Raw genomic sequence first — 746 nt, forward strand, 5'->3', positions numbered from 1 at the left:
AATCGGTTGGCCTCCAGCGCGGCGAAGATCGAGTCCCATGGCGTCTCGACGAATTCGACCGGCACACCCAGCTTCTCGCCGACAGCTCGGGCGACATCCACGTCGTAGCCGGTCAGTTGATTGGTCGCCGGGTCGTGATAGCTGAACGGGGCGTACGTTCCTTCGGTACCGACGCGCAGCACGCCGGCGTCCCGGATGGGTGTGGACGCCGGTGCTCCCGTGGCATCGGCCTTGAGGTAGCGCTGGGAGATCTCGGTCAGCGTGCCGTCGGCCCGCAGTTCACTGAGTGCGCGATCCAATTCGGGCAGATAACCGCTGTCCTTGCGGGCGGCGAATCCCTGCTCGCTCTTCTCGCCGACGGTGCCGGCGATCTTGACGCTCTTGTCACCGGTCTCGGCGAGGTAGGCGTAGACGGCGATGCTGTCGTTGATGACGACGTCCACTCTGCCCTGGTTCAGCAGGGTGATGGCCTGGGTGAATCCCTCCACGGACTCGACGTTCGCCCCGGCGTCGCGGGCCACTTGGGACCAGTTGCTGGTCGCGTTCTCGGCGGCGGTCTTGCCGCGCACATCGGCCAGGGTCGTGATGGTGTTGTCGTCGGCCCTGGTCACGATCACGCCCTCACCGACCGTGTAGGGCTGGGACAGGTCGTATTTGGCCTGTCGTTCGGGGTTTATGGTGACCTGGTTGGCCACCACATCGAATCGGTTGGCCTCCAGCGCGGCGAAGATCGAGTCCCATGGCGT

1 protein-coding gene is annotated in these 746 nt (G+C 65.1%); it reads right to left on the minus strand.

Annotation, left to right across the window (positions count from 1 at the left end; genetic code table 11):
- A partial coding sequence (locus tag G154_RS00050; RefSeq protein ID WP_237742469.1) for a transporter substrate-binding domain-containing protein occupies positions 1–746 on the minus strand: 746 nt, incomplete at both ends.

The organism is Mycobacterium sp. VKM Ac-1816D, assembly GCF_000416385.1.
In the GTDB taxonomy this organism is placed as follows: Bacteria; Actinomycetota; Actinomycetes; order Mycobacteriales; family Mycobacteriaceae; genus Mycobacterium; species Mycobacterium neoaurum_A.